Source organism: Acinetobacter sp. ANC 4910 (assembly GCF_004331035.1).
In the GTDB taxonomy this organism is placed as follows: Bacteria; Pseudomonadota; Gammaproteobacteria; order Pseudomonadales; family Moraxellaceae; genus Acinetobacter.
Window position 1 is genome coordinate 90,348 of record NZ_SJNT01000003.1, and the last position, 24,031, is coordinate 114,378.

Here is a 24,031-nt window from a genome sequence, read left to right on the forward strand (position 1 = left end):
CAAATCCAACATAAAATTAAAAAAAATGATGGTCCTGATGAAAAAACTTCAGCTAAATTCAACTTGAACAGCACCATCAAATGGATTGACCTAAATTTAGAAAATTTTAAAAAGTTTATTTACGTAAAATAAATACAGACTAAAGGATGACTTACAATTCCATAGTTTTGTCATTAATTCATAGTAAAGTGATTGTGCATGGGGCTTTTTCCGTTATAATTTGGCGTTTTAAAAAATTAAGCCTGTATTTTATAGAATGTGCTAAAACCACCTATAAACAATACATTTAGCCAAATTCAAGATTTATGGAGTGACTTGGTTGTGAGTACTCGTTTTATGACATCAGCTGAAATTCGCGAAGCTTTTTTAAGCTATTTTGAATCGCAAGGGCATACACGTGTCGCGTCGAGTTCTCTAGTACCCGCCAACGACCCAACATTATTATTTACTAATGCTGGTATGAACCAGTTTAAAGACTGCTTTTTAGGTCTTGAAAAACGTGATTATGTACGTGCAACCTCATCACAAAAGTGTGTCCGTGCTGGCGGTAAACACAATGACTTAGACAACGTCGGTTATACTGCACGCCACCACACTTTCTTTGAAATGTTAGGTAATTTCTCTTTTGGTGACTACTTCAAACGTGATGCCATTAAATTTGCGTGGAAATTCCTGACTGGCGATAAATGGTTAGCACTACCAAAAGACAAACTCTACGCCACGGTTTATCACACTGATGACGAAGCATTTGACATCTGGAACAAAGAAATTGGTTTAGATGCATCGCGCATTATTCGTATTGGTGATAACAAAGGTGGTCAATACGCATCAGATAACTTCTGGGCAATGGGTGATACAGGTCCTTGTGGTCCGTGTTCTGAAATCTTCTTTGACCATGGCGACCATATTTGGGGTGGCTTACCAGGCACACCTGAAGAAGATGGCGACCGTTTCATTGAAATCTGGAATAACGTATTCATGCAGTTTAACCGTACTGCGGATGGCGTGCTTCACCCTCTTCCAGCGCCTTCTGTTGATACGGGTATGGGCTTGGAACGTATTTCTGCGGTTTTACAACACGTAAATTCAAACTACGAAATCGATTTATTCCAGCATCTATTAAAAGCTGCTGCTGAAATTATTGGTTTAGATACTGCTGTGCTTGAAGCTGAAGCCAAAGAAAAAGACACACCAGTTCAGTACCCAGCTTCACTTAAAGTCGTTGCAGATCATGCACGTTCATGCTGTTTCCTAATTGCAGACGGTGTAAACCCTTCTAATGAAGGTCGTGGTTATGTACTGCGTCGTATCATTCGTCGTGCAGTGCGTCATGGCAACAAGTTGGGCGCAACGGGTTCTTTCTTCCATAAAATGTTACAGCCTTTAATTGAAGTGATGGGTCAAGCTTACCCAGAACTTGAAGCACAGAAAGCGCGTATTGAAGCACAATTACTAAAAGAAGAAGAACAGTTTGCCAAAACCTTAGAGCAAGGTTTGAAATTGCTTGAAGGTGAATTGGCTCAACTGAAAGGTTCTGTGATCCCAGGTGAAGTCGTCTTCAAACTGTATGATACTTACGGCTTCCCTACTGACTTAACCGCTGATATCGCACGTGAACGTGATTTAACGATTGACGAAGCAGGTTTTGAAGTTGAAATGGCAGCACAGCGTCAACGTGCACGTGATGCTGGTAAATTCGCAATTGACTACAACAGCGTTGTAAAAGTTGAAGGCGAAACTCAGTTTGATGGTTACGATGCAACGGTTGGCGAAGGTCAAATCATTGCCTTGTATAAAGATGGCGAGCAAGTTGATGAAGTGGTCGAAGGTGACGAAGCCCTTATCGTACTGAACCAAACTCCGTTCTATGCAGAAAGCGGCGGTCAAATTGGTGACACAGGTATCTTCAAAAATGACACAGGTATTTTTGAAGTCCAAGACACCAAGAAATCGGGTGGCGCTTTTGTCCATCAAGGTATCGTGACTGTTGGTAGTCTGAAAGCATTACAAACTGTTGAAGCTACTGTAAAAGCAGACATCCGTGCTGCGACTGCGCGCAATCACTCTGCAACTCACCTTTTACATGCGGCATTACGTCAAATCTTAGGCTCACATGTACAGCAAAAAGGCTCACTAGTTGCTTCAGACATCTTACGTTTTGACTTTGCCAATGATCAGCCTGTTTCTTTTGAACAACTTCAAGAAATTGAGCGTTTAGTCAATGCTGAAGTTATTGCAAACAGCGCTGTAACTACAGAACTTCTTGACATCGAATCTGCAAAAGCCAAAGGCGCGATGATGTTGTTTGGCGAAAAGTATGGCGATGAAGTTCGAGTTCTTTCAATGGGTTCAATTATTGAAGAGAAAAACTTCTCGATTGAACTGTGTGGTGGTATTCACGTACAACGTACTGGTGACATTGGCCTATTTAAAATCACTTCTGAAGGTGGTGTAGCTGCGGGTGTACGTCGTATTGAAGCAGTGACAGGTACTAAAGCTTTAGAAATTGTACAAAAAGCTGAAGCGGATATTGTGCATATCAATGCCTTATTGAAAGCACAGAAAGATCAAACTGTAGAAAAAGTTGAAGCAATCGTTGAAACTTCATCTGCATTACAAAAACAGATTGAACAACTCAATCAAAAATTAGCAAGCTTACAAGCCACTGAACTTTTAAGCCAAGTTCAAACGCTTGCAGGTCGTACAACTTTAATCACGACTGTTCAGGGTATGGATGCAAAAGCACTTCGTAACCTACATGATGGCGTGAAATCAAAATTAGAAAATGCAGTAATCGTTCTTGCAGGTGTAGAGGGTGACAAGGTTAGCTTGATCGCATCTGTAGCCAAAGAATTTACTGCTTCTATAAAGGCGGGGGACATCATCAAACACTTGGCAACTGAGCTAGGTGGTAAAGGTGGTGGTAAACCTGACTTGGCACAAGGTGGCGCGCCACTAAACGAGAAGTTTGCACCAGTGATAGCAGATTTAACTGCTTGGCTTGAAGCAAAATAAAACTTCACCTTTTGTGTAACTGACCCTGATTGGCACTTCAGGGTCATGGCTTATATGGAACAACTATGGCATTAATCGTTCAAAAATATGGCGGTACTTCTATGGGTACCCCCGAGCGCATTTTAAATGTTGCTCGTCGTGTGAAGCGCTGGCATGACCACGGCCACAAGGTAGTGGTTGTAGTATCAGCAATGAGTGGTGAAACAAACCGCTTATTAGCTCTCGCGAAAGCCATTACGGACACCCCTGACCCACGCGAACTTGACCAAATGGTTTCAACGGGTGAACAGGTAACGATTTCCATGTTAGCGATGGCGCTCAATTCAATTGGCGTTGAAGCTAAGTCACTCACGGGTCGCCAAGTTGGTATTAAAACGGACAGTGCGTTTACCAAAGCTCGTATTGAATCGATTGATACCGACGTAATGACTAAGCACTTAGATGCAGGTCGTGTCATTGTCGTTGCTGGTTTCCAGGGCTTTGATGCCGATGGTAATACCACAACTTTAGGCCGTGGTGGCTCAGATACTTCTGGGGTAGCACTTGCGGCTGCGTTGAAAGCAGATGAATGCCAAATCTACACCGATGTAGATGGTGTTTATACTACTGACCCACGCGTTGCACCGAAAGCGAAAAAAGTTGACCGTATCTCTTTTGAAGAAATGCTAGAAATGGCATCTTTAGGCTCAAAAGTTTTACAAATCCGCTCTGTTGAATTCGCAGGTAAATATCAAGTTCCACTGCGCGTATTATCAAGTTTTGATAATGATGATGATGGTGCATTTGATGAAGATTTCAAACAAAACGTAGGCACACTAATTACGACTGAGGCAGAAGACGATATGGAACAACCAATCATTGCAGGTATTGCATTTAACCGTGACGAAGCAAAACTCACTATTTTGGGTGTTCCTGATGAACCAGGAATTGCATCTAAAATCTTATCGCCGATCAGCAATGCCAATATCGAAGTGGATATGATTATCCAAAACGTAGAAGAAGATGGTACAACAGATTTTACTTTTACCGTAAATCGTACTGACTTGGCAAAAGCAAAAGCTATTTTAGAGCAAACTGCGAGCAGCATTGAAGGCTGTGAAGTGGTTACTCGTGATGATATCGTTAAAGTCTCAATCGTTGGTGTAGGTATGCGTTCACATGCAGGTGTTGCGAGCAAAATGTTCACAGCATTGGCAGATGAAAGCATTAATATTTTAATGATTTCAACATCAGAAATTAAAATTTCTGTACTTATTGAAGAAAACTATTTAGAGCTTGCTGTTCGTTGTTTACACACAGCATTTGGCTTAGACCGTGAACACGGTGAGTCAAGCGCACGCGCTTAAAAGATAATTGTCTTTTGTAAGACAATTATCTTTAAAATTCCATAAAAATACAGAGCCACTATAGTTTTTTCTATAGTGGCTCTGTTATATTAGCCCAGAAGCGTTTTAGTAAATTTCAACAGAATTCTATAAATACCCACCTATTTGTCTTTATAAGTTCTGTTAAAATTTTCTTTATAACCAAGGTTGTGTTTTTTTAACTTTTTAATCAATGCAGGTTTAGCATTTTGCAAGGAGATAAACATGCTGATTCTGACCCGTCGTGTCGGAGAAACATTAATGATTGGGGATCAAGTCAGTGTTACTGTGCTTGGTGTTAAAGGCAATCAAGTTCGTATTGGCGTAAATGCTCCAAAAGAAGTATCAGTTCATCGCGAAGAAATTTATCAACGCATTCAACATGAACGTGCGATGCACGAACACCTTCAACATATCGATCAAGATTATCAACCTTCTTTTGAAGAAGATAATTACTCCCAGAATAACTTTAATCGTTAAAATTAAATGTTATCTCCTAAAGCGGCTTTTCTAAGCCGCTTTAAATTTTTCAGGGCTAGTCAAATTGTGCCAATGCTTTTTTTACTGGTGCATAACTACGACGATGTTCTGCAATCACCCCATGCATCGCAATTGCTTCAAAATGTGCTTTAGTTGGATAGCCTTTATGCTTGGCAAAACCGTACTGTGGGTATTTCTGGTCTAAAGCCACCATGTCGCGATCACGTGTGACTTTGGCCAAGATACTGGCCGCAGAAATTTCTGCATGTAATGCATCCCCTCCAACTACAGCCTCACAACTCGCACTCAAACCTTGCGGAATTTTATTCCCATCGACCAGAACATGCTCTGGATGTATCTGTAAAGCCTCTACTGCACGACGCATGGCCAAAAGTGAGGCCTGTAAAATATTGATTTGGTCAATTTCTTCGTGACTTGCTTCCGCAATTGCCCATGCCAATGCTTTTTCTTGAATCTCTACAAATAATTTCTCACGCTTTTTCTCTGTGAGTTTCTTTGAATCATTTAAACCTTCGATCGGGTTATTCGGGTCAAGAATTACCGCTGCAGCTACAACCGAACCAACTAAAGGACCGCGTCCCGCTTCATCTACACCTGCTATTCGCATGCCTTACTCTCATAAAAAAATGGCTGAAAAATCAGCCACTTTAAAATTAATCATATATTGAATAAATTTAGTTTAACATTTCAGAAGCGCATGTTGCAGAAGTTTTTGTTGCAGCCAATGCTGCATAAGCATCTTTGGCTTTTGAATCTACAGCAGCTAAAGCCAATTGCTCTTTAGAGAACATTTTTGGTGCATTATCTCCAACACATTTACATACTTCACGTTTTTTCTTTTGTTTTTGATCTTCAGATAAAAGTTTACTGCTTAAAATCCAGGTTGGATTATTTTCAATATCGTCCATACATTTCTGATTCGACGCCATTCGAATGACAGAAACTCCACTTGATTCCGAACTAGACAATGGTGATGATGCACATGCAGATAACATCAATCCTCCAACCAAACACATCAAAAGTTTATATTTTTTCATGATTATTCAACCTTAGTTTTGAGCAAATTGGTATTGGTTATTTATTGTTCTGATTAATATAAAATAAAATAAGATAAATCACAAAAAGTATTGCAATAAAAAAGCCAGGAAATCCCTGGCTTTTCAAATTATTTGTTTACTGCTTCACTCACACAACTTTGAATGGTTTTAGTCACTACATTGCTCACGATCGTCGCGCGTGCAGCAGGATCTAAGGCAGCAGTTGCCAAATCTACAGTGGTCACATTTTGTGGTGCCTTTTCACTGACACAACCACAAATATCCGTTTGAATATTTTGCTTTTGTTCCGCAGTCATCAACTGTGTAGCAGTTTTCCAAGCAGGTGTATTATTTAATTCTGTCACGCATTTTGAATTAATTGCAATTTTGATTGCCGCCATACCCACTTGCTGAGTGGTTGTTGCTGTTTCTGTGGTAGCACAAGCAGTAAGTACTAAAATAACAGGTGCCAATGCAGCTAATCTTTTTTTCACAATATTTTACCTTGATGATCAATTTAAAGTAGGGCTATTGTGCCGTAACACCCATAAATATAAAGCCCTGATTAAGCTGATGATCAATTATTTGTGCAATTTACCAACAAAAGCTCAGCAAATAAAATCAGCGTTGCAACAAATATACGCATCGTTGCAGAATCTACGTTTTCTTGTATTTTTAATTTCAGTAAGATAATAATTATTATTCGACCTATTTATTCATACTTTATGAAAAATACAACACCCTATTACACGCGCACAGCACAAGTCTTACACTGGCTGATGGCAATTATTTTTATTGTCGCTTGGATTATTGGTTTTTATAGTGGAAACTTTTTAAGCTATGAAACAGATGGCAGCTTCAAAGGTGACATCATCACCTTACACAAGAACATTGCCACCACTATTATCTTTTTGGTCATGATCCGGATTTTCTGGCGTTATACCCATCCAGCTCCCTCACTACCTGATAGTATGTCGCCAACAATGAAGGTATTGGCTCATCTTGGGCATTTAGCACTATACCTGATGTTACTTGCCTTACCAATCACGGGGTGCTTATTCAGTTGGAGTGCGGGACATCCTGCCCCTGTCCTTTATCTCTTTAATCTGCCAACACTAATTGAAGAAAATTACGACCTACTAGAAATTGTAAAACCACTACACATTTATCTTTCTTGGGCAGCGGGTTTCTTGGTTGTAGGGCATATTATTGCTGCATTAAAGCACCACTTTATTGATAAAGATAGCGTGCTCACTAGTATGACCCGTCAACCGAAATAAAACCTATAAACTCTTTATCCAAAAAAACCGCACGATATGGTGCGGTTTTTTATATTTAAACGAATTACAAACTCTGAATTTCTGCAATCCATTTTTGCTTTTCAGCATCGCTAATGAATGATGCTTCAAAGGAATTTTGAGCCAACTTTTTCAACTCATCATTTGATAAAGACAATGCTTCAGTAATCACAATAAAATTGTCATTCATATAACCACCAAAATAAGATGGATCATCTGAATTTACCGTGACATGCACGCCTTGTTGTAATAACCGACGGATATTGTGCTGTGCCATATCATCGACCACGCATAACTTTAAATTACTGAGTGGACAAACCGTTAACGGCATTTTTTCAGCAATTAAACGTTGCATTAAAGCAGGATCTTCTTCAGAACGTACACCATGATCAATACGATTCACTTTAAGTAAATCTAAAGCTTCCCACACGTATTCTGCTGGACCTTCCTCACCTGCATGAGCAACCACCAAGAAACCTGCTTCGCGTGCTTGTGCGAAAACACGTTCAAATTTTGAAGGTGGATGTCCAACTTCACTAGAGTCCAGCCCAACACCAATAATTTGATCTTTAAATGGCATGGCTTGCGCTAATGTTTCAAAAGCTGCTTCTTCGCTTAAATGGCGCAAGAAACACATAATTAAACGTGAACTAATACCATATTTTGTTTGTGCATCATCACAGGCACGCTGTAATCCATTGATTACGGTTTCAAATGCGACACCACGATCGGTATGTGTTTGCGGATCAAAGAACATTTCCGTATGCATGACACGATCTTCATGGCATTTTTCAAAATATGCCCAAGCCAAATCATAGAAATCCTGCTCATGCACCAGTACGTTTGCACCCGCATAATAAATATCTAGGAAGGATTGCAGGTTATGAAAATTATAGGCTTGCTTAACTTCTTCAACAGATTTGTAAGGAATTTCAATCTGATTACGTTGTGCAATTGCAAACATCAGTTCAGGCTCAAAAGTCCCTTCAATATGGACATGTAATTCCGCTTTTGGTAAAGCACGGATGAGCTCAAGTTGATTCATACCTTATCCTCAAAAAAGAAAAAAGGGTGTAAACAAGTTTACACCCTTAAAATTGGTGTGGATATTAACCACCAAAAAATGCAAATTTAATTGCCCACAGTACAGCAACAATCCAAACCATATATGGAACTGTTGATGCTTTACCTGTAAATAGTTTAATCAACGCATAGCTAATAAAGCCCATTGCAATACCATCTGCAATAGAATAAGCAAAAGGCATAAATACGATGGTTAAAAATGCAGGTACCGCTTCAGTAATATCTTCCCATTCGATATGGGTAATTCCCTGAATCATCAACACACCCACAAATAACAATGCAGGAGCTGTTGCAAAACTAGGTACTGATTGTGCCAATGGAGCTAAAAACAAACACAAAATAAATAAAACACCAACCACAACGGCAGTAAGACCTGTACGACCACCTGCTGCAACACCTGCTGAAGATTCAATATAAGGTGTTGTTGATGACGTACCTAATGCAGCACCCGCAACAATTGCTGTTGAGTCTGCAAAGAGGGCTTTTTTCAAACGAGGTAATTTACCGTCTTGGAGTAGACCTGCACGATGTGCAACGCCCACTAAAGTACCTGTTGAGTCAAATAAGTCCACTAAGAAGAAGACAAAAATGACACCCACCAAACTTGCGGTAAATAAACCTTTAAAGTCCATCTGTAAGAATGTTGGTGCGATTGAAGGAATTTGCCCGATAACACCTTTGAATTCACTTAGACCCATCATGGTAGAAATTGCAGTCAGCACCAAAATACTGATGATAATCGCACCACGTATTTTAAACTGGTGTAATACCACAATCATTAAGAAGCCAAACAACGTCAACAATACTGTCGGCTGCTTAAGATCACCTAAACCGACAAGAGTTGCAGGATTATCAACAATAATCCCTGAGTTCTTTAAAGCAATAAGTGCTAGGAACAAACCAATACCACCGCCAATCGCAAGCTTAAGTGACATTGGAATTGCATTGACAATCGCTTCGCGGATTTTAAACATGCTAATGGCAATAAAGATTAAACCAGAAACAAATACTGCTGCCAAAGCGGTTTGCCAAGGCACACCCATACCCATACATACTGAATAGGTGAAATAAGCATTCAAGCCCATTCCTGGTGCTAAAGCAATTGGATAATTCGCAATAATCCCCATCACTAAACAGCCAATCGCTGCAGCGAGACATGTTGCGACAAAGACAGCTCCATGATCCATCCCTGTTTCGGATAAAATCATTGGATTAACAATAATAATGTAACACATGGTTAAAAATGTGGTTACACCTGCAAGAACTTCAGTACGAAAAGTCGTCTTGTTTTCGCTTAGTTTAAATAAGCGTTCAAGTACGTTTTCTGAAGATGGATTAGGAGTCGTCATGACCTAGCCCCTGTAAAAAAACATTATGCCAAAATTCCGAATTGGGCTAAAAATTAAACTTTTTGCCATTTGATTCTCGAAATTTAAAGCAATGGGTATGCCAAATATCTGATGCTTTTTCCAAGCTAAATAAGGAAGCTGTTGTTGCATAACATAAGGCTCCCTCATACAAGTAAACGAAAAAAGCTGCATAAATTATGCAGCCCTAACACTTATACTTTTTAAATCAACAGCTTAAACAAAAAACATAAACATTTCTTTAAATTCGGCGTGGATTATAACATATTGATTTTCACGTTGTTTCTAGAATTTATGCACGCTATAGACTACGCCTCAAAAATCATGATACAAGTAAATTTAAATCTTTAATTACAAAAATGAATTCATGCCGCTATTGATCTTTTTTTATCAAAATATTTTTTGACTGAGCATCGGCTTCAATTTTCTGTAGCGAACTGTGCGCTTCATTTACCAAACGGTTAATTTCTTGTTTCTGCCTGATCTCAGATTCGTGATATACAGTCAAACCTAAGATACAGATCATCATTAGAAACATTGGTAGAAGTAACTTTTTCATTATAATGAAGTACAGTTTTTTAATTATTGGTAAAATATACACCATAATTTTTTATAGTTCACTTTGTTTAGGGAAAATAGAATTTATTTGGTGCAGATCTCGTTTTTTAATGACTTGATAATATATTTGTGAAATTTTCTGCATCCATACACAATTTTTGACCAATCAACGCCTTAATTTATCCTTTAAGATTTTGATAATTCATTATGATTGGAGATGATTTAACTGTAGTTTAAGGTCATGCAAGAATCTCTTCATATCTTATTTTATTTAATATCTTAGCTGATAAAAAAACTTCCAATGCTCTGTATTTAAAGCTCTCTCAAAGATTTGATCATAGTTATTCGCATATTGTTTACTAAAAATTCACTCAATGGATTGAGCTGGTATTACGTAATCTTCGAAAACTGAAGAAACATAATTCACTTTAGCAAATGCAAACTCTAAATGCTCTATTGAGTAATTATTCCAACAATAACGTAAGCTGATTATCATATTGTTCCTGACTTATCCACTCTCCATACTCCCAGATTTGCACAAAATCCTTGAAAAGTTTAAGTATATTCACATGTATCTTTGAGAACTTTAACCCCTTGAATAGTCTCATATTTGAATATATTTAAATGATCCGTCAATATTTTCTAGGTTAATCTTGACTTCAGTCTTACTCCATAGTTTTTAATTCAATCACTGACTTCAAATTGAAAATATAAATCATGGAAAAATATCTTAAAGAAACAGCACTACTCGATTATAACCACCCATCAATCAAGAATTTAATTCAAGAAAAAAAGTGGTGTAAGTTGAATAATATTGAAAAAGTGCAGCAAATTTATAACTTTGTTAGAGATGAGATTCAATTTGGCTATAATTTAAAGGACTCAATTCAAGCTTCCACTGTTTTAGATGATGGCTATGGTCAATGCAATACTAAAGCGACTTTATTGATGGCTTTATTAAGAGCCGTAGAAATTCCGACCCGTTTACATGGCTTCACTATCAATAAAAGCTTACAAAAGGGTGCAATAAAGGGCATTTGGTACATGTTATCGCCCCAAAATATTCTGCATAGTTGGGTGGAGGTCTATATAAATGAGAATTGGTTTGTTTTGGAAGGTGTAATTCTAGATAAACAGTACTTAACAAATCTGCAAAAAATGTATAAAAGCACTTCAAATACGTTCTGTGGATTTGGTGTCTTTACAGAGAATTTTGATAATCCACCGATAGACTGGAATTTAAGTAATACGTACATTCAGGACAAAGGAATTAATCAAGATTTCGGAATATTTGATAGCCCTGATGATTTTTATAGCCAGCATCAACAACAACTTAGTTTTATTCAAGGTATAATTTTCAGGAACATCGTAAGACATTTAATGAATAAAAATGTTGATAATATTAGGAATACTAAGATTGCCGAGTAGCTGAATTCAGTTAACATTTATGTATGTAGCTAGTCCCATGAAAATATGGCTATTGGAAAGTTAGTATTATTCTTATATATGTGACTCATATGGGTTAAATAATTTAAAGATACCACCAATATAGGTCTAGTTTGTCGAAGATATGCATTTCTAGACCAATGTTACGCAAGTGGCGGGGAAAATATTCTGCGTAAGGTCTTGATGGATTAATTATCCAGAGTGAATATTCTTTCAAATCTCCGAATACTCAAGTCAATGCGGAACTAAAAGTCTTAGTATTAGAAATGCGCTCGACTAGAAATCTTGATACTCGACGTTTAACAGCGTTGATGTGACTGTATCGAGTCCATTGCCCTTAGTGACTATCCATAAGGGCTATCCACTCGTCAAGTCCAATCGATTAAAAAACTCTCTCGTAAAGTAATTTTCATTTGTGATGAACGCTCACGATCAGGCGATAGAATTCAAATGGATCCTAATACCGTACAGATATATCGATGTCAGCACACGATATTATGCTTTAAGGATATATAAACTTCGAACAGCAGCGCATACTTTCGACTTAACTACGTGATTGAAGAAATGACCTTCTCAGATGAGGTTCAAATACAATACAACTCATCGAATGAGCGCATTCAACATACCAATTACAAGATGGATTTAGAAATCATCAAATTAAAACTATCTCTATGAATAATATAAATTATTCTGCATAAAACTCCTCATTAGACATTAATCCTAAGTAAGTAATACACGTTGCGAATATGTCCATAATTTGTGGATGCCCATTATTCTCTAGCCAATTTTTTCCCAGCATCGAAAAATGCTTCACCATGGCTGCATTCATGTTTTCATATTTCTCTTCCATTGGAAGGAACACGACATGGTTCTTAGGGATTGGATTGCTATCTTGTAAAAAATTCAAGTTAACCATGTACCAGTGTAATTTCTTAGTTGTCATTTTTTATTCTCGAATCATTAGCCAATAACTTTTTATATTATACGACGATCAATCAATTCTTGATCAGTTTGCTTGTAACTTCCCTTAAACTTTGCAAATTTTTAAATATCAATAACTGAATAGATAGATGCAAGTTGAACCGTCCAAACTCCAAGTAAAATATTAGGAAACTGTATATACGCTCAAATATGTAATTCCTTATTTTTAGCTAGTTTTCCATCATTGTGGCAGCTCTACATAAAGTAAAACTATATTTAGAAGTATGTTTGTCGCCATTAAGATTATTGCGATGGAAGTGAGATTCCAGAATATTTCACAAAACTTTCTGGTTGTAAGTTCCTAGCCTCCATTGTCGCTCCTAGAAACTTAACTAATATTTAGTATGGTTATGACTCATGTTTTTGATCATTACCTCATCTAAGAGCTAGAAATAAAACGCCAAGAACGACAATTCTTGGCGTTTTGCTTTCGTACTTTTGTACTTATTACTCAGCTTTCATCACTCAAATCATTCTTTGTGATTTGTTGCCCCCTCTTATAAAAGATTTTTTTCAGACTACTTATGAACATTTCATATGAGAAAGATTAAACCAATTCAGTGACGGTTTTTTTGGAATTCTTCTTTCAAAAAAATGCTCAGATAATTTTCATCATCTGAGCATTATGGGTAGTTTAAATAAGTAATTTAATTCAGTTTTGAAACATAAATTTCGTAATGCGGATTTGTATCTTTATTTGAAATCACTTCATCTATTACGTATTTTTCAACAATTCCATCGGGCAATGAATGGTGAAGAAAATCTCCCTCTTCAACTGGTATTTTTATGTCTTTACTAGTAATCATTATTGACTGAACGATACAATATTTTAAAACCAACTCCTCTCCTGTAGCATTTTTTATTAATTTTAAATCTATTCTATTCATCACTTTAGGTCTCCTTTAAGTGATTAACTTATTCTAGATAAATCATTATGATTATTAGCATTTTGACATTAGGCTGTAAAGAACAACTCCTTTCACTCTGAACAGATATTGTTTCATTTTGTTTATTAAATTTTACTATTCGGTCTAATTATAGGAATACTAGTTTCAAAGCATAATTTTGCCTTATATCTAGAACGACTGGTTTTTTTGATGATTTATTTATGTGACTTTTACTCAGTGTTCACTTCAAAGTATGCTTTGTGTTTTTGTAGCCCTCCTCTTACAAATCCAATTTATTTACTCATAACGTCGGACTTTCAATGATGCTCATGATTTGATCAGTAAATTTCAGAACGGTTAGTCACGGCATACTTTGTTTTATTCGACATTGCATTCACCATTAGCCTTACGTAATGCGATTCGATGCAGCTCAGCTTCGCGTTGATCAGCTTTGCTCTTGTAGTACCACGTGACAAAGAAACTAAAAATGCTGACCAATAAGCCGCCTAAACCAATAACAACACCCAACAGCGTCATCGGATCTAAACCAGAAGCCCAGCCTAAAAATGAAACTCCCCCACCTGCTAGAGTAGTTTTTGAAGAAGCACTTGTAACTGCTGCACTTGCTTCAATTGCTGTTTGTACATGATCTGCCATGCTTCCCCCCTTTTTTGGGTATTAAAAAACCCTGATCTAATTAAAGATCAGGGTTTATAGGGTTTTATTGTATAACTTCAGATTAAAGACAACAATTTAATGTTGCTATTTGCGTTCACTGCACTAAAATTCTAAAAAATTAACTTTGCTAGTCAGATATGCTTTTAAAAATCATTTCAATATTGTTACAACCATTCCTATCTGCTTGTTCTTCCACAAGCATCACCTCATCGACAAAGGTTAGCTTCAATGCTAAAAATTGATTCTGATTTAATAATTTTCAACATATCCAATGCAGAAAACAGCATAAATATTAATTTTGAAAAATTTAAGCAAGAAGATAGTAAATGAATCCACTACAAATAAAAACTCAAAATATCTTTGGGTGTATGTTAACCATTCAATTTTTTCTATATTTCTTTTATTTAAAAACTGATTTTTATATATTTTTAGGCTTGTATTTTGCAATGTCTATCCCATTATCTTTAAGCTTTACAGGTCAAAGATTCAACGTTAAAGCTGTTTTTCTGGTTATATTAACAATATTACTATTCTCTTTATTTAGTATTTCATCAAAAGAATACCCAACAATCGTTGGATTTTACAATATGCTTTATGGAGTTAGTGCATTTATATCAGCTTATGCGTTATATCGAATAAATAACCCTATAAAATATATTAAATTTGTATTTTGGACTTACACTATATTTATCGTTTATCACTTTGTAGTTCTAGGATTTTCAGATACTGATGCCTATAATAAAATTCTAGCTAATTCTAGTCGAAATTACCTCAGTGCAATCTTCATTTTAGTAATGGTTTTACTTGCCCTAACCTATGAAAAGGAGAAAGAAAATATTCCATTGATATATCCTGCTATAACGTTTTTATGTTGTGTTGGATTATTTGGTCGAAGTGGTATCGCTCTTTCTGCGCTTTTTCTCTTTTTCTGCTTATTCAAACAAAAAAATTATAAACTAATGTTTGCCAGTTTTATTATAATATTTTTGGCAATTATTTTAAATCTAAATACAATTGAAATTTTATTATCAGAAAAAACCAACTTTACAAATGGATTAAGTTCAGAAAGGACTATTTTTATTCATGAGTATTTAAATCATATTACCTATAATTTGACAGACTTATTTTTTGGCAGAAAACTTCAAGATTGTTGTGAATGGATTATTCTTTTTGGAAATCCGCACAACTCTTTTATTATGGGCCACTTGAGATATGGAATTATCCATACTATATTTTCATTATGTATTTTATTGTTCATAATTTTTTCAAGAAATATTAATCTTACAATTTTTGGTATTGTAATTCTGAGCCGTTTTTCTGTAGATCAACTAGGTTTATTTACTCCATTCGATCTCGTACTATATTATTTAATGTTTCTAATTTATGAATACAAATATAAAAGACAAAAATACTCCCTCACTTGAGGGGGTATTTTTTTAATTTCTTTCCGAATTTATATAAATATATTGAAAAGAACAAAAGAAACATTACGATCGTAAAAGTCCAACTGCCACTTAAAAGTCCATACAAATATATGAAATAATTGGCACTTTCTGATAGTCCAAGCATTGCGAAAAGTAGTGCTGCTATGATTGTTAATCCGAGTTGGTTAAAAAACCATTCAAATTAATTTCAAAATTTCTTTTAAAAATTTTTAGCCTTATGAATAGCTCGATTGAAAACAATGGGGCTATTAAATACTATTCGGCTACAACAGACCAGCATTTAGTAAATGCGGAATTATTGGGATTAAATTTCCCATCTGAGGATTAATAAACTGAATGCCTCCTCCATCACCGTTTACCAGATAGATCTGTTTGTCAGTCGCTATTTTAATATTTTTGAAAATCACATTGCTAAATGAGATCAGCGGTTTTTTAATTAGTCCTAGGAGCGCCGTATCATTAGTCGTGACGTATATTGAAAAGTTATCAAAAATTACGTTATAGAACCCTGTAGCGACCATATCTTCGAAATTAAAAACGTGGGCACCTTTTAGGACTTTGACAGCCCATTGGAATAGCCGGACTGCCTGAGCAGCGCCCAAACTTAAAAACACCTCCATCTAAACCACAATTATCAGCAACGAAACTATTTAATGTTGAGTAATCATATGGGATTGATGGAGCTGATAATACCCTCGCGCTTGTTGCTTGATAGCTAATCATATATGAACCTGTGCATTGAACAGCGTAAAGGTTACTATTGTTTATTGAAGTTTCGTATTGGCTAAATAGGTCATGGAACATCCTTACTCTCAGCGTTCTTCGTATATTCCAGATGAATAGATCCGAAAAAAAATGCTTTTTGCGGATCACAAGAATCTCACCATGAAGCATAGCAGTTTCGATGGCAAACAAGAAAGACCAAGCAACGTGCTGGCTGCTAATTTTTGGCTTCTGCCCAATCTCATATTTTAATTCAGCGGTATTTTTTCAATTTCTGACTGATGAATACATCTATTACGTGACTTCGGTTTGCTGAGTAACGCTTTCCATTGAACATTAATTCAATTCGATAAGCATCACCTCTTTTTCTTGGTTTTGGTATTTTCATCTTGTCGCAGATTTGTCGTAAATATTGCCATTTTCTGCCAGTTTTGCCAACTTTCCCAAGTTTAAACTGCGACAATTCCCCATTAAAAAAGGCTTATAAGCTACTGTTTTCGCTTATAAACCTTTAATAAATATTTGGTAGGCATATCCAGACTCGAACTGGAGACCTCTACGATGTCAATATCAAGCTATGACCTGATATAAGCTATTGGAATATAACAATTTCACAGGTTATTTTTGAGCTTTTTTTAGTCAAAAACTTACCCAACTAGACCCAATAAAATCAATGATTTAGAGCATCATTTCTCTACAACTTTTTAAGCCTTTTCCCTGAAATGCTTAATAGCAAATTTATCTTATATATCGCTTTGGCAGAGCCATAACTGAGCAATAAAAAACCGCCCTTTCAGGCGGTCATTTTCACTTGATTAGGCTGTACCTTTGATACGGTGAAGTCGCTAATTCGAACATGTGTTTATAGTCATAGTTAGGCAGTTCTACACCATACTTCTTGCACAGATCCGATATGGCATAGGTCATATAGAACATATTGTCATGCAGCATAGACACCAGTAGCGGATTCAGTTTTGCAAGTGTCGGGCTATGGGTATTCCACCATGCCTGAAATAGTTTGGCTTGCCCGCAGAGTATTTCTATAGATTGGTTTTCATCTATATGAATATCCCCTTTGGCTTTAATCTGCATGGTTTCTAGATAATCTACAGCGTCTTGAAAATGCATGGCCAAGAGTTCGCTATAACGTGGGATGCGAAAGTGCTTGTTATGTCTGGCCCAGAGTTCTGTGCGTTTCTTTGTGCTGCCCTCACAACGTCGGTCGACAATTTCCTTAAGTCTGGCTTGTTGCTCTGCGTTGATTTTCACTCGTGTGTCGATTTGTTGCTGAAGAACTTCTTTTTCTAGTACGTCGAGTACCCATTTACGGAATTCTTTGGCGACTGGTGTGCGGGCAAAGAATGTAATGAGATGGCAACCGCGTAATGAAAAAACCCGTACCGTCAAATTGACGGTCTGAGGATTAGCGACAACTTTTGTCATATCAGAAGTAAATTCATCTGACTTACGATCATAGATACGTGACACTGAATCTTCACGTGCATATCCTAAAGCACGTGCAAGTTCAGATGATGTAATCCAAATTTGATCATCATTTCGCTGGATTGGGTGAAATTGTATTGCATTAAATGTTAAAGTATTCATATCAATTCTTCTCAAAAAGATTGGTAACTCGCCCCGTGTTCCGCCAAGAATGTTCGGGGCGTTTTTATTCAAACTTAAATGACATGATTATCTTGTCATTGAGTTCAGTATTCCATAGTGTTATTATCATGTCAAATACATTTATGAGCACAGAAAATGGTGGAAAATAAAACAGGACGAGCTGTTTCCCAAGATGATTGGAAGCGTACACAAGTTCGTATGCCTCAAGAACAATATGAGGAATTAATGAGCTATGCTGAAAAAAATAACCTATCTTTAAATACAGCTATGCTTGAGCTAATGGACTTAGGTTTAAAATCTAAAAATGAGGGAAAATCTGGTCGTTCTATTTATTTTAATGATTTAAATTGTGTTGAAGACACTCGAAAAGTCCCTCTTGCAAAGCAACAAGAGGAAGTGACAGCCATGATTTCTGATTTATTTTATCGCCATTCACAATATCAGCTCATCAATATTGAAACTTTGAATGAAGGGAAAAAGATTCGCTACTGGTACTCTATTCCTAGACGTGAAAGTTTTAGGGATTAAAAAAGCACCGTGAGGTGCTTATTTATAAGACTTTAGCTCATGATGTTCAATAATATTATCAATTATTGCTTGAAATATAATTTGTCTTAATGAGGAATCATTATAACAATTATTCTTAAAAAAAAGACTGTGATGTGGAAAACTATCAACAATTATTTCAAGATAATTACTTTCTAAATTTACATCTTCTACAGCTTGTTGTAAATCAACTTCAAGCATAGAGCTTGATTTACTACATGTATAATTACCTTTTTCAAACTCAGATATTATATTGGGTACTTTATGCTCCCTTGATATCTCAGTAGGATTATTAGAGCGATACGAGCTTTGCATTGAAGTTAATTCACTGTCTTTAAGCTTAAAAGCATCAATATATCGCGGAGCTGTTTTTGCACAAGTATTATTAATATGTCGCCAGAGCGGATAATTTATTACAGTCACGACTAACTCTTATTAAAAAATTTTAAATAACTCATCTATTCTATAAAAAGAATTTTGATCTTTCATAATCAAATACCCATTCATCCTAGTTAGTCCTTTCTTCCTATCAACTATATTAAAATTTATTCTTTTTTCACCACTAAAAGATATAGTTAGTGATTTATTATGTATCTTACTTTGTTCTTTATAATAAAGAATACATTTCCCATCTACAGGATCAATAAAAAATTCACTTTTTTGTATTTCTTGAGAATTTAAGAACATTAAGCATTGAATTAAAGAATTATGATTTACCTCATTATCCTTTATTAACTGAGAAATATTATCTAGCTGTTTTTTAATTTCTTTACTACTAATTTTATTTTTCAGCTTGAATAGTAATTCATTTATAGTTTCAGTACAGATCATACTCTCATTCAAAACATTACTATAAATTTTCCAAGATAGAGCACTATTAATTCCTAGCATTTCTTTTATTTCAATAAAAAAATTTTTCTTATTATCATTAATCAATCTATCGTTAATTATTTTTTCTCTTTCAAATGCATTAGTATTAGCATAATTTTTTGTGCTAATAGTATTAGTATAATTTTTAAAACTATTAGTATTAGTGTAAGCTATAAAATCATTTTCTTTACCCATTTCCATTTTAAAATAAGACATTTTCACTCTCTCTCACAATTTATATTTTGGCTTTGGAAATGCTCTTCAATTGCCTGTTTTAAAGTTAATGCAACATCATTAGGTAGTACATGTGAGGAAATTAGAGCATTTTCATCATGATTATTAATACCATCGAGAAAATTTACTATTAAAAAATCTTCAGCACCTTTTACGGTTAGGCCAGTAACCAAAACAGGAGGAGAAACAGTAGTATTACGTCTATATAGTGGCGGTTTTTGCTTTTTTAAATGCGTTGGTATTTTTGCCATAATTACATCTCTATATACCTAATTTTGTTAGGCAACAATAACCTAAACTTCTTTAAAAATCAAACTTTAGGTTTTATTTCCTATATTAAGCCTTTTCAATAACTTAAAAAAGCGCCCTTAGGCGCTTTCTTCTACAACTCTTAAAACTCTAGGTTTTCTTGGAATTTCCATTCCAACCAAATTTTGAAGAAAACCAACATTCACATCCAAAGCTTTAGCTATATCTTCTGCAAAAATTTTCTTTTTTGTGAGCATAGCAAAGCAGGCTTGGAGGAGTTCAGGCTTTTCCTTAGGAATTAAATGATCTTCTTTTTCAGTAATGGATTCACTATTTTTTCTCAAAGCAATTACACCACTGGTGTATTGTTCTTGAGTCAATAAACCTAAAGACTTCGCTCTATATAGAATCGCAGCCTTACTTACCTTCCAAGTTTGTTTAAACTCACTCAATTTAGACCAGTTGTAACGACCGCCTCTAAACCATGTAGGAAAATGAGTTCGCATCATTGTTTGAGGAATCAATAGTGCAGATGCAAACTGATTTGCCTCAGACTCAGTGATACGATCACCAGTCACCATGCCATCGTGAAGTACTAAATGGCCAAGCTCGTGAGCAAGGTCAAAACGCTGACGGCATTCACTTTCTTTTGCTTCATTACGAACAAATATTGGACGTGCCGTTGCCAAAGAAAGCGCATCCACTTCACTTGATAATGAGCGGAAAGTTGTAACAACTACACCATGTGACTCACATAGGCGAATCATATTACTAATTGGACCTAAACCAAGCCCCCAATCAGCACGGCATTGCTCAGCTATAGCTTCTATAGAGCTAGAACGATCAGAGCCTTGAATATCATATTTAGGCAATCTAAGTTTAGAATCCAGATATTCAGTCAAACGCCTAATGTATTCTCCACGTGCAATCACAACTTGTTTTGTTGCAACCTTTGTAGATCTCAAACTTCTAAAGTGGATTTGGTCTTCCTGCAATACAGGTTTTACATGAGTAAATAACTCTTCAGGAACATTAAAGTAAGTGGCAGCTTGTTGAATAAATTGAGGACTTGGTATGGTCTGACCTGTCTCAACTTTGTGAACATACTGCCGTGTGCACTCAAGGTGCTGACCTAACTCTTCCAAAGACAGTTGATTAAACTGTCTCAGAAGCTTTAGTTCTAATCCATTAAAAGGCGTGTTCATAATGACATTGCTTGTTACTACTATTTAAATTTGGTATCCAAATCTTCATCTTGAAGATCGTCTTCATCAGGATCTCCAATCAATGGAGCATCTAAATGAATAGACTCAGGAGTAATTGGATCTACTAAATGTAACTTATTACCATCTAGATTGTCATTAGATCCCCAATAAGCTACAGGCACAGTGGCTAGATTAAAGCCTACAAATTCAACAAAAGCCTCTTCTTCTTCTGACTTAGGTTCATTCAAGATGAACTTCCAAATGACAGGTTGATTATCATCTACCTGAAATAGGTCATAATTCGTTGGCGTATATTTTCTTAATTTTAATGATTTAGGATCTGTAAAGTCACCTTTACAGAAGCCTATCTGAGCATAACCAATTTGAAAAACGAATCTAAACGTCCCATCTTTTAAATGAACGTCTACAGGACAGTCCTGTGATGCGATTAATTTTTTAAATTGTTCATACGTACGACCAAATATTGCTGTACCGCGAGTATAGTTATTATCATTTTCACTATTTAAAATTTCGTGAACATCATAATAAATTTCAAGCATTGGTGTAGCGAAGTATTCGAGCACTTCATTGGTTAACTGGGGTTCGAATACGGAGGGAGGGTGTAACTTTGTTTCTTTCATTAAAATTAGTCCAAAATAAATTTGAGATGTGGGTTAAAATCAAAATAGGACTAATTAATTATTTTGTCAACCAAATTTTAGGACTAAAACTTAGATTTGTCAACTAAACGCTTATTCATACGACTTTCTAACTAGATTCATTGAGCAAACAAGCTGAGAGTTGTTAGACTTCGGCTAATGTTTTGACTTTAAAATAATTTATGAAATTTTTACTTATTTTAGTTTTTGGGTTCACTTCCATCCAAGTTTATGCAAAAAAATGCGCTGACTTTTCTACTCAGCAGCAAGCACAGAAATGGTATGAACAACGTAAAAACTCAGGACAAACAGGCTGGAAAAGTTTAGACCGCCACGGTGATGGTCAAGCATGTGACTGCTTGCCAGGTGGAAGTGGTAAGAAGTGCCCGAAAAAGAAAAGATAAAGCGCCTCACGGCGCTCTACTTATGCAAAATCCTGAACCAGTTTCTTTATAACTGGTCGCTGACGCTGACTCGCATTCCATAAGTCATGTTGCATCTGTAAATTCAACCAAAACTCTGGAGAAGTTTCCAAAGCTTCACTTAAACGAATTGCCATATCTGCTGAAATACCTGTATGACCATTCAAAATACGAGAAAGATTTGCACGAGTAACGCCTAGTGCTTGAGCTGCCTCCGTCACAGGAGTTTCACCAATGTATTCCCGTAACATTTCACCAGGATGTGGTGCATTGAACATCATATTCATTTTAGTACTCCTGCGCTGAAAGGCTTAGTGATAGTCCAGATAATCCACAATGTAGACATCACCATCTTCAAATTTAAAAATTACCCGCCAATTACCATTTACAGTTAGTGACCATTGATCTTGTAGATTTCCACTCAATTTGTGCAAACGCCAATTTGGTGGAGTTCTTAAATCATTCACTGTGGAAGCAGCATGTAATGCCGCAAGGATTAAACGTAATTTGGCAGAATGCGCTGCTTGAATACCTGCTGTTGTACCAGTTTGGAAAAAAGCCTGAAGACCTTTATGTTTAAAACTCTTAATCAAGCTTTAGCATCCATTCGTATAGCGTATATATACAATATACAGTAATAGAAAAATTATTCAATCTCTTTTACAGCCTCTATCCCACAGCTATACCCAAGTGACTTATCAATCGAATGAGTCACTTGCTCAATGATCCAGTTCCCGTTTATGCCCTCTCGTACTTCACTGATCTCCAAAGGCATTTCAGCAGAAAGTAATGGATTACCTGGTAATGTCAGACTTAATGTTTCCTCTCCACGTTTGGCGGTATCTAAAGCTGACTGAGCCGCAACTTGTGCACTTTTGGCATCGGCATAACCATGTTTTAAACGGCGTATAGGTTCACCCTCACCCACTTTTACTTCATGCCGTTTGGCATTCTTACGCTCATTCCAGTAGGCAATTACAGTGCCCGCACTATCTTTAGAAATTTGCGTCATACGCCAACTGCTTAAGTCCCAACGGGTTAGACTGATAGATGCTAAACCGCTTTCCCCACGTTTTAAAAAAAGTAATTTCCCACCCGCAGCTTTACAAATCACATCGTAACGTTTGGCGACTCGTAGTAAAAAGTTAATGTCCGACTCATCCGACTGATCGAGGTGCGGTAGTTTTACCGCCTTCAAACTATCGCTTACTTTGGATGCTAAGCCATGTTCATTGGCAATTTTTTTAACCACATCATCAATCGTGGTTTCTTTTGCCCATGATCGGGTTTTCTGCGACATAATGGAGGTCTTTCCATCTTTACTTTCAGTTTGGATACTTGCTCGGGCACGTATTGTCATTCGCTCTGGCGGTCCTTCAAGCTCAATCTCATCCACAATGAAAACACCCATTTTGATCAGGTCGGCATCGTAGCCCATATAAACATCAAGCACCGCGCCTTTGGGTGGTAAGGTAATGGGTTGCTTAGGATCATCTGCCAAAATAATTTCACATAGATCCGACTCATATCCAGTCTTATCTGTCACTTTCATAGACAACAAGAAATTAATAAGCACGGCGGTAATATCAGCACCATTTGCCACAACGCGAAAGCAAGGTTTTAATCCCATAATTTCACCTGCTTGTTAGAAATGACCGTAGACTGCTCTTGTTCAGGTAAAGTAATGAGTAAGCCTTCAGGCAACACAGCACCATAGTCTGCCAAGCCAATATTGATCTCCAAGATTGATTCCACAATACGGTTATTGGTATTGCCATAATACTGATAGGCAATCTGATCTAACACATCACCCTCTTTGGTTTGATACTGTGCCATG

The 24,031-nt window shown here is 36.4% G+C and carries 27 protein-coding genes; 8 read left to right on the top strand and 19 right to left on the bottom strand.

The window, feature by feature from the left end; translation table 11 throughout:
* The first annotated feature begins 321 nt into the window (after nucleotides 1-321).
* From alaS to csrA, 3 genes are all read left to right on the top strand, one after another.
* The gene (alaS, locus tag E0H82_RS03635; protein WP_171458253.1) at nucleotides 322-3,015 is read left to right on the top strand and encodes an alanine--tRNA ligase; all 2,694 of its coding nucleotides are present in this window, start codon (nucleotides 322-324) and stop codon (nucleotides 3,013-3,015) included.
* Nucleotides 3,016-3,080: 65 nt separating this feature from the next.
* Nucleotides 3,081-4,361, top strand: a complete 1,281-nt coding sequence (locus E0H82_RS03640) for an aspartate kinase (RefSeq protein ID WP_131263116.1) — start codon at nucleotides 3,081-3,083, stop codon at nucleotides 4,359-4,361.
* A 243-nt stretch (nucleotides 4,362-4,604) separates the two neighbouring features.
* Nucleotides 4,605-4,859: a carbon storage regulator CsrA gene (csrA, locus tag E0H82_RS03645; RefSeq protein ID WP_116763239.1), complete on the top strand. Its 255-nt coding sequence runs from the start codon at nucleotides 4,605-4,607 to the stop codon at nucleotides 4,857-4,859.
* A gap of 55 nt (nucleotides 4,860-4,914) precedes the next feature.
* Here csrA and rnhB read toward each other — a convergent pair whose 3' ends face one another.
* From rnhB to E0H82_RS03660, 3 genes are all read right to left on the bottom strand, one after another.
* The gene (gene rnhB / locus E0H82_RS03650; RefSeq protein WP_131263118.1) at nucleotides 4,915-5,487 is read right to left on the bottom strand and encodes a ribonuclease HII; all 573 of its coding nucleotides are present in this window, start codon (nucleotides 5,485-5,487) and stop codon (nucleotides 4,915-4,917) included.
* Nucleotides 5,488-5,554: 67 nt separating this feature from the next.
* Entirely contained in the window at nucleotides 5,555-5,917 is a 363-nt protein-coding gene (locus E0H82_RS03655) for a hypothetical protein (RefSeq protein WP_131263120.1), read from the bottom strand.
* A 128-nt stretch (nucleotides 5,918-6,045) separates the two neighbouring features.
* The gene (locus E0H82_RS03660) at nucleotides 6,046-6,411 is read right to left on the bottom strand and encodes a hypothetical protein (RefSeq protein WP_131263122.1); all 366 of its coding nucleotides are present in this window, start codon (nucleotides 6,409-6,411) and stop codon (nucleotides 6,046-6,048) included.
* 231 nt (nucleotides 6,412-6,642) lie between these two features.
* Here E0H82_RS03660 and E0H82_RS03665 point away from each other — a divergent pair, with 231 nt between their 5' ends.
* Entirely contained in the window at nucleotides 6,643-7,197 is a 555-nt protein-coding gene (locus E0H82_RS03665) for a cytochrome b (protein ID WP_131263124.1), read from the top strand.
* A gap of 64 nt (nucleotides 7,198-7,261) precedes the next feature.
* Here E0H82_RS03665 and E0H82_RS03670 read toward each other — a convergent pair whose 3' ends face one another.
* On the bottom strand, nucleotides 7,262-8,260 hold the full coding sequence (locus E0H82_RS03670) for an adenosine deaminase (protein WP_131263126.1): 999 nt from the start codon (nucleotides 8,258-8,260) through the stop codon (nucleotides 7,262-7,264).
* 64 nt (nucleotides 8,261-8,324) lie between these two features.
* Nucleotides 8,325-9,647, bottom strand: coding sequence for an NCS2 family permease (locus tag E0H82_RS03675; protein ID WP_131263128.1), 1,323 nt, complete (start codon nucleotides 9,645-9,647; stop codon nucleotides 8,325-8,327).
* 1,293 nt (nucleotides 9,648-10,940) lie between these two features.
* Between E0H82_RS03675 and E0H82_RS03680 the strand changes: the two genes are divergently transcribed.
* A complete protein-coding gene (locus tag E0H82_RS03680; RefSeq protein ID WP_131263130.1) occupies nucleotides 10,941-11,651 on the top strand; it encodes a transglutaminase-like domain-containing protein in 711 nt (236 codons plus the stop codon).
* A 703-nt stretch (nucleotides 11,652-12,354) separates the two neighbouring features.
* On the opposite strand, the gene E0H82_RS03685 is transcribed toward E0H82_RS03680, so the two are convergent.
* The 3 genes from E0H82_RS03685 to E0H82_RS03695 form a co-directional block, all read right to left on the bottom strand.
* On the bottom strand, nucleotides 12,355-12,612 hold the full coding sequence (locus E0H82_RS03685) for a hypothetical protein (RefSeq protein ID WP_131263132.1): 258 nt from the start codon (nucleotides 12,610-12,612) through the stop codon (nucleotides 12,355-12,357).
* 685 nt (nucleotides 12,613-13,297) lie between these two features.
* A complete protein-coding gene (locus E0H82_RS03690; protein ID WP_228258618.1) occupies nucleotides 13,298-13,537 on the bottom strand; it encodes a hypothetical protein in 240 nt (79 codons plus the stop codon).
* 378 nt (nucleotides 13,538-13,915) lie between these two features.
* On the bottom strand, nucleotides 13,916-14,194 hold the full coding sequence (locus E0H82_RS03695; protein WP_131263136.1) for a holin: 279 nt from the start codon (nucleotides 14,192-14,194) through the stop codon (nucleotides 13,916-13,918).
* Between the two features lie 347 nt (nucleotides 14,195-14,541).
* On the opposite strand from E0H82_RS03695, the gene E0H82_RS03700 reads away from it, so the two are divergent.
* Nucleotides 14,542-15,639 (top strand): hypothetical protein, encoded by a 1,098-nt coding sequence (locus tag E0H82_RS03700; protein ID WP_131263139.1) that lies wholly within the window; start codon nucleotides 14,542-14,544, stop codon nucleotides 15,637-15,639.
* Nucleotides 15,640-15,923: 284 nt separating this feature from the next.
* Here E0H82_RS03700 and E0H82_RS03705 read toward each other — a convergent pair whose 3' ends face one another.
* Entirely contained in the window at nucleotides 15,924-16,262 is a 339-nt protein-coding gene (locus tag E0H82_RS03705; RefSeq protein ID WP_131263141.1) for a hypothetical protein, read from the bottom strand.
* 928 nt (nucleotides 16,263-17,190) lie between these two features.
* Nucleotides 17,191-17,988: a Bro-N domain-containing protein gene (locus E0H82_RS03715; protein WP_131263145.1), complete on the bottom strand. Its 798-nt coding sequence runs from the start codon at nucleotides 17,986-17,988 to the stop codon at nucleotides 17,191-17,193.
* A gap of 156 nt (nucleotides 17,989-18,144) precedes the next feature.
* Between E0H82_RS03715 and E0H82_RS03720 the strand changes: the two genes are divergently transcribed.
* Entirely contained in the window at nucleotides 18,145-18,537 is a 393-nt protein-coding gene (locus E0H82_RS03720) for a hypothetical protein (protein WP_131263147.1), read from the top strand.
* An 18-nt stretch (nucleotides 18,538-18,555) separates the two neighbouring features.
* Here E0H82_RS03720 and E0H82_RS03725 read toward each other — a convergent pair whose 3' ends face one another.
* From E0H82_RS03725 to E0H82_RS03745, 5 genes are all read right to left on the bottom strand, one after another.
* Nucleotides 18,556-18,978 carry a hypothetical protein gene (locus E0H82_RS03725; protein WP_131263149.1) on the bottom strand — a complete coding sequence of 141 codons (423 nt, stop codon included), beginning with the start codon at nucleotides 18,976-18,978 and terminating at the stop codon, nucleotides 18,556-18,558.
* Between the two features lie 12 nt (nucleotides 18,979-18,990).
* Complete coding sequence (locus tag E0H82_RS03730) at nucleotides 18,991-19,641, bottom strand: hypothetical protein (RefSeq protein ID WP_131263151.1); 651 nt, start codon at nucleotides 19,639-19,641, stop codon at nucleotides 18,991-18,993.
* A gap of 2 nt (nucleotides 19,642-19,643) precedes the next feature.
* Nucleotides 19,644-19,910, bottom strand: coding sequence for a hypothetical protein (locus E0H82_RS03735; protein WP_131263153.1), 267 nt, complete (start codon nucleotides 19,908-19,910; stop codon nucleotides 19,644-19,646).
* A gap of 117 nt (nucleotides 19,911-20,027) precedes the next feature.
* A complete protein-coding gene (locus tag E0H82_RS03740) occupies nucleotides 20,028-21,113 on the bottom strand; it encodes an XRE family transcriptional regulator (protein WP_131263155.1) in 1,086 nt (361 codons plus the stop codon).
* A gap of 20 nt (nucleotides 21,114-21,133) precedes the next feature.
* Nucleotides 21,134-21,754 carry a hypothetical protein gene (locus E0H82_RS03745; RefSeq protein WP_131263157.1) on the bottom strand — a complete coding sequence of 207 codons (621 nt, stop codon included), beginning with the start codon at nucleotides 21,752-21,754 and terminating at the stop codon, nucleotides 21,134-21,136.
* Nucleotides 21,755-21,954: 200 nt separating this feature from the next.
* On the opposite strand from E0H82_RS03745, the gene E0H82_RS03750 reads away from it, so the two are divergent.
* On the top strand, nucleotides 21,955-22,176 hold the full coding sequence (locus tag E0H82_RS03750; RefSeq protein ID WP_131263159.1) for a hypothetical protein: 222 nt from the start codon (nucleotides 21,955-21,957) through the stop codon (nucleotides 22,174-22,176).
* A gap of 20 nt (nucleotides 22,177-22,196) precedes the next feature.
* On the opposite strand, the gene E0H82_RS03755 is transcribed toward E0H82_RS03750, so the two are convergent.
* From E0H82_RS03755 to E0H82_RS03770, 4 genes are read right to left on the bottom strand one after another with little or no spacing between them, the layout of a single operon-like run.
* Complete coding sequence (locus tag E0H82_RS03755; RefSeq protein ID WP_086209417.1) at nucleotides 22,197-22,481, bottom strand: HigA family addiction module antitoxin; 285 nt, start codon at nucleotides 22,479-22,481, stop codon at nucleotides 22,197-22,199.
* A 24-nt stretch (nucleotides 22,482-22,505) separates the two neighbouring features.
* Complete coding sequence (locus E0H82_RS03760; RefSeq protein ID WP_044738568.1) at nucleotides 22,506-22,787, bottom strand: type II toxin-antitoxin system RelE/ParE family toxin; 282 nt, start codon at nucleotides 22,785-22,787, stop codon at nucleotides 22,506-22,508.
* Nucleotides 22,788-22,840: 53 nt separating this feature from the next.
* Nucleotides 22,841-23,824, bottom strand: a complete 984-nt coding sequence (locus E0H82_RS03765) for a phage late control D family protein (protein ID WP_131263163.1) — start codon at nucleotides 23,822-23,824, stop codon at nucleotides 22,841-22,843.
* The gene (locus tag E0H82_RS03770) at nucleotides 23,815-24,030 is read right to left on the bottom strand and encodes a tail protein X (RefSeq protein WP_131263165.1); all 216 of its coding nucleotides are present in this window, start codon (nucleotides 24,028-24,030) and stop codon (nucleotides 23,815-23,817) included. The genes E0H82_RS03765 and E0H82_RS03770 overlap by 10 nt, the downstream gene beginning before the upstream one ends.
* Nucleotide 24,031: the final 1 nt, after the last annotated feature.